2 protein-coding genes are annotated in these 5,275 nt (G+C 73.2%); both read left to right on the forward strand.

Annotated elements, in window-relative coordinates; translation table 11 throughout:
• Positions 1 to 929 (forward strand): beta-ketoacyl reductase (locus tag VT50_RS37795; RefSeq protein ID WP_143645384.1); only part of this gene is annotated, 929 nt, incomplete at its 5' end.
• 18 nt (positions 930 to 947) lie between these two features.
• Positions 948 to 5,275, forward strand: a 4,328-nt coding sequence (locus VT50_RS37800; protein ID WP_143645385.1) for a type I polyketide synthase, incomplete at its 3' end; no start/stop codon positions are given.

The following is a 5,275-nucleotide window of genomic DNA, read 5'->3' on the forward strand; positions in this document are numbered from 1 at the left end:
GCGACATGCCGCTCCGGGCGTTCGTCCTGTTCTCGTCGGTCGCCGGAGTGTTCGGCGGCGCGGGCCAGGCCGGCTACGCCGCGGCCAACGCCTTCCTCGACGGACTGGCCCACCACCGGCGCTCTCAGGGTCTGCCCGGGCTGTCCCTGGCCTGGGGCATGTGGGCCGAGCCGGACGGAATGACCGGCAGGCTCGCCGATGCCGGACACGAGCGGCTGAGCCGGGCCGGCCTCACCGCGCTGACCGCCACGGACGGGCTCGCCCTGCTCGACGCCGGCTGCGCCGACGGTCGGCCGCTGCTCGTCCCCGCGCCGCTGAACCTGGCCGCCGCGCGGGCCGCCGCCGCCACCGCAGGGCGGGTGACGCCGCTGCTGCGGGGGCTGGTCCCCGCCCCGCTGCCCCGCGCCGCCGCATCGGCGACCGGGACGGGCGGACCGGCGCTGGCGTCCCGGCTCGCCGGGGTGCCGACCCCCGAACAGCGACGTCTGCTGGTGGACCTCGTGCGGACGCACGCCGCCGCGGTGCTCGGCCACGCCGTCCCGCGGACGATCGCCGACGACACCGCCTTCAACGAGCTGGGATTCGACTCGCTGACCGCGGTGGAACTGCGCAACCGGCTCGGCGACGCGACCGGACTGCGGCTACCCGCCGCGCTCGTGTTCGACCATCCGACCCTGGTGCTGCTGGCCGAGTACCTGCGCGCCGAACTGGTCGACACCCCGTCGGCGGACGCCGTGCTGAGCAGGCTCGCCGCCGAACTGTCGCAGCTGGACATGAGCACGGTGGAGCGGGACAGGGTCGCGATGCGCCTCCAGGCACTCGCGACGGCGTGGACGGACGAGACATCGGACCTCGGCGACGACGGGGTCGGCGCGGCAACGGACGAAGAGCTGTTCGACCTGATCGACGAGTCCTTCGGCCAGGCATGAGCGATGGAGTGAACGCACGTGGCGAATGAAGACAAGCTGCGCACCTACCTCAAGCGCGTCACCGTGGAGGCGCGGGAGGCACAACGGCTGCTCAAGGGATACCAGGACGCCGAGCGCGAGCCGATCGCGATCGTCGGCATGAGCTGCCGTTTCCCTGGTGGTGTCAGCAGCCCGGAACAGCTGTGGGACCTGGTGGCCGACGGCCGGGACGCGCTCACTCCGTTCCCCGCCGACCGGGGCTGGGACCTCGGCAGGCTCGCCGCGGGCGACACCGGATCGAGCACGGTGCGCGAGGGCGGATTCCTGCGCGGCGCCGCCGACTTCGACGCGGGGTTCTTCGGCATCTCGCCGCGCGAGGCCATGGCCATGGACCCACAGCAGCGGATCCTGCTCGAGGCGACGTGGGAGGCGCTGGAGCGGGCCGGGGTCGACCCGGTGTCCCTGCGCGGCAGCCGGACCGGTGTGTTCATGGGCACCAACGGCCAGGACTACGGCACGCGGCTGCGCGACGTCCCCCGCGAGGCGGCCGGCTACCTGGTGACCGGTGTCGCCGCGAGCGTGTTGTCCGGCCGCGTGTCGCACACGTTCGCGCTGGAAGGGCCGTCGATGACGGTGGACACGGCATGTTCGTCGTCGCTGGTCACCATGCACCTCGCCGGTCAGGCACTGCGCAAGCGGGAGTGCTCGCTCGCACTCGCGGGCGGGGTCTCGGTGATGTCGACCCCCACCGGCTTCGTGGAGTTCAGCAAGCAGGGCGGGCTGGCCGCCGACGGCCGGTGCAAGGCGTTCGCCGCCTCCGCCGACGGCACCAACTGGAGCGAGGGCGCAGGGATCCTCGTATTGGAGCGGCTGTCCGACGCGCGGCGCAACGGGCACCACGTGCTCGCGTTGGTGCGGGGTTCGGCGGTGAACTCCGACGGTGCGTCGAACGGCCTGACCGCGCCCAACGGCCCGTCGCAGGAGCGCGTCATCCTCGCGGCGCTCACCAGCGCGCGGCTCGCACCGTCCGACGTGGACGTCGTGGAGGCGCACGGCACCGGGACCAGCCTGGGCGACCCGATCGAGGCGCAGGCGCTGCTGGCGACCTACGGCCCGGACCGGGACCGGCCGCTGTGGCTCGGATCGGTGAAGTCCAACATCGGGCACACCCAGGCCGCCGCCGGTGTCGCCGGTGTGATCAAGATGGTCATGGCGATGCGCCACGGGACACTGCCGCCGACCCTGCACGTGGACCAGCCGTCACCGCACGTGGACTGGTCGACCGCGCTGTCGCTGCTCACCGAGCCGGTGGCCTGGCAGTCGAGTGAACGGCCCCGGCGGGCCGGTGTGTCGTCGTTCGGCATCAGCGGAACCAACGCGCATGTGATCCTTGAGGAGGCGGAACCGCAGCCCGAACCCGAACCTCAAGAGCCTGATGCCAGGCCGCTCGTCTGGGCGGTGAGCGGCCGCGACGCGGCCGGACTGCGGGCCCAGGCCGGTCGGCTGGCCGATTTCATCACCGCGGATCCGGCCCTCGACCCACAGGACGTGGCCGCCTCCCTGCTGACCACCAAGGCGCACCTGCCGCACCGTGGCGTGGTGGTGGGTGCGGGGCGTGAGGATTTGGTGCGCGGGTTGGGTGTGCTCGCGGCGGGCCGTGCGGGGGCCGGCGTGGTGGCGGGCTCGGTGGCGGGTGGCCGGTTGGCCGTGGTGTTTACGGGCCAGGGTGCGCAGCGGGTGGGTATGGGGCGCGGTCTGTATGGGGTGCTGCCGGTGTTTACGCGGGTGGTGGATGAGGTGTGTGGGCTTTTGGACGGAGCGCTGGGGCGGTCGGTGTGGGAGGTGTTGTTCGGCGATACGGGTGTGCTGGATGAGACGTTGTTCGCTCAGGCGGCGTTGTTCACGCTGGAGGTCGCGCTGTTTGAGCAGGTGCGGGCGTGGGGTGTGGAGCCGGACTTCGTGGCGGGGCATTCGATCGGGGAGGTGTCGGCCGCCTATGCGGCGGGTGTGGTGTCGTTGGCGGACGCGTGTGTGCTGGTGGCGGCGCGGGGGCGGGCGATGCAGGGTGCGCGGCCGGGTGGTGCCATGCTCGCGGTCGGTGCCGGCGAGACGGATGTGGCCGATCTGCTCGGCGACGGTGTGGACCTCGCCGCGGTCAACGGTCCGGAATCGGTTGTGGTGTCCGGAGAGGCGGACGCCATCGCCGCCACGGAACACCGGTGTCGGGAGCGGGGCTGGAAGACCAACCGGCTGCGGGTGTCGCACGCCTTCCACTCCGCCCACATGGACCCGGTCCTCGATGGATTCGCCGCGGCGATCGACGGCATCGACTTCCGGGAGCCGCGGATCCCGCTGGTGACCGGTCAGGCGGACGCGCGGCTCACCGACCCCCGCCACTGGGCCGACCAGATCCGCCACACCGTCCGATTCGCCGACGTCGTCACCCGACTCGGCGAGCTCGGCGTATCCACGTTCCTCGAGGCGGGCCCGGACGCCGTCCTCACCCCGATGGTCACCAGTGGGGCCGCGGTCGCGACGCTGCGCGCGGATCGTGACGAACTCACCTCGCTGTTCGGAGCGATGGCGTCCCTGCATGTGCACGGGGTCGAGGTGGACTGGAGCGCGTTCCAGCCCAGCGGGCGCCGGATCGACTTGCCCACCTACGCGTTCCAGCGCCAGCGGTACTGGCTGGACGCGGGCGAGGCCGCCGACGTGGCCGCCGCCGGTCTCGGCGCGGCGGGCCACCCCCTGCTCGGTGCTGCGGTGTCCCTGGCCGAGGGCGACACCACGGTGCTCACCGGCCGGCTGTCCGCGGCGACACACCCGTGGCTCGCGGACCACACGGCCGACGGCACCGTCGTGCTGCCCGGCTCAGCCCTTCTGGAACTCGCCATCCGGGCCGGTGACGAGGTCGGTTGCGACCTGGTCGCCGAGCTCGGCGCGGACACACCGCTCGTACTGCCCGCACAGGGCGCGGTGCGGGTCCAGGTCCGCGTCGGCGCCGCCGATGAGACCGGTGACCGGTCGCTGACCGTCCACGCCCGGCCGGACGGCGACGTTGAGGTCGCCTGGACACGTCACGCCACGGGTGTGCTCCGCCGCGCGACAGAGCCCACCACTTCGACCGCACCGCCGGTGTGGCCGCCGGACGGAGCCGTGGAGGTCCACTCGGGGCCGGAGGGCGACGGCCTTCGCGGCGTGTGGCAGCACGGCGACGAGGTGTACGTGGACGCCGCCCTGCCGGACGGCCCGGCCGCGGCGGACGTCGACCGGTTCGGGCTGCACCCGGTGCTGTCGGAGACCGTACTGCGGGCCGCCGGGCTCGTCGGCTGGACGGCCGGGATAACCCCGGTCCGCTGGACGGGGTTCCGGCTGTACGCCACCGGCGCCGTCGCGGTACGCGCCCGGCTCACCCGGCGCCCAGACGGCGATGTGTCCCTGCTGCTCGCCGACGAGTCCGGCCAGGTGATCGCGGAGGCGGACACCGTGGTGCTGCGGGCCGTCGCGACCGGCGGGCCGACGGTGTCCGACCCGCTCTTCCGCCTGGACTGGCGGCCCGCTCCGGCAACGGCGACCACCGGCGCCGCGACCGCCGTGCACCACGTACGGCCGGCGGATTCCGACGTGCCCGAGGCCGTGCGGGGCACCCTTACCGATGTCCTCGCGACCCTCAAGGAGTGGCTGGCCGACGACCACGAGCCCGGCGAGCGGCTGCTGGTGGCGACGCGCAACGCGGTGCGGACCGGCACCACCGACCCCGCTCCGGACCTCGCCGCCGCGGCTGTGTGGGGGCTGGTCCGCTCCGCGCAGACCGAGCACCCGGACCGGATCGTCCTCGTCGACCTGGACGCGACCGCCGAGGCGCCGACCGTACTGCCCGACGGCGAACCCCAGTTCGCGATCCGCGCGGGCGAGGTGCTGGTGCCCCGGCTGGTCGGCACCCCCACCGCGGGCGTCAGGCCCGGGTGGGGTGACGGCACGGTGCTGGTCACCGGGGCGACTGGTGGGTTGGGTGGGCTGGTTGCGCGGCATTTGGTGGCTGTGCATGGGGTGCGGGATCTGTTGTTGGTGTCGCGGTCCGGTGGTGAGGCGCCGGGGGCGGTGGAGTTGGTGGAAGAGTTGGCGGTGGCAGGGGCGCGCGTTCGGGTGGTGGCGTGTGATGTGGCTGATCGGGAGGCGCTGGCCGGGGTGGTCGCCGGTGTGGTGTTGACGGGTGTGGTGCATGCGGCGGGTGTGCTGGACGATGGTGTGCTGGAGTCGCTTACTCCGGAGCGTGTCGACCGTGTGCTGCGGCCCAAGGTGGACGGTGCGTGGCATCTGCACGAGCTGACCCGCGACATGCCGCTCCGGGCGTTCGTCCTGTTCTC

It is taken from the genome of Streptomyces antioxidans (assembly GCF_000968685.2).
Lineage (GTDB): Bacteria > Actinomycetota > Actinomycetes > Streptomycetales > Streptomycetaceae > Streptomyces > Streptomyces antioxidans.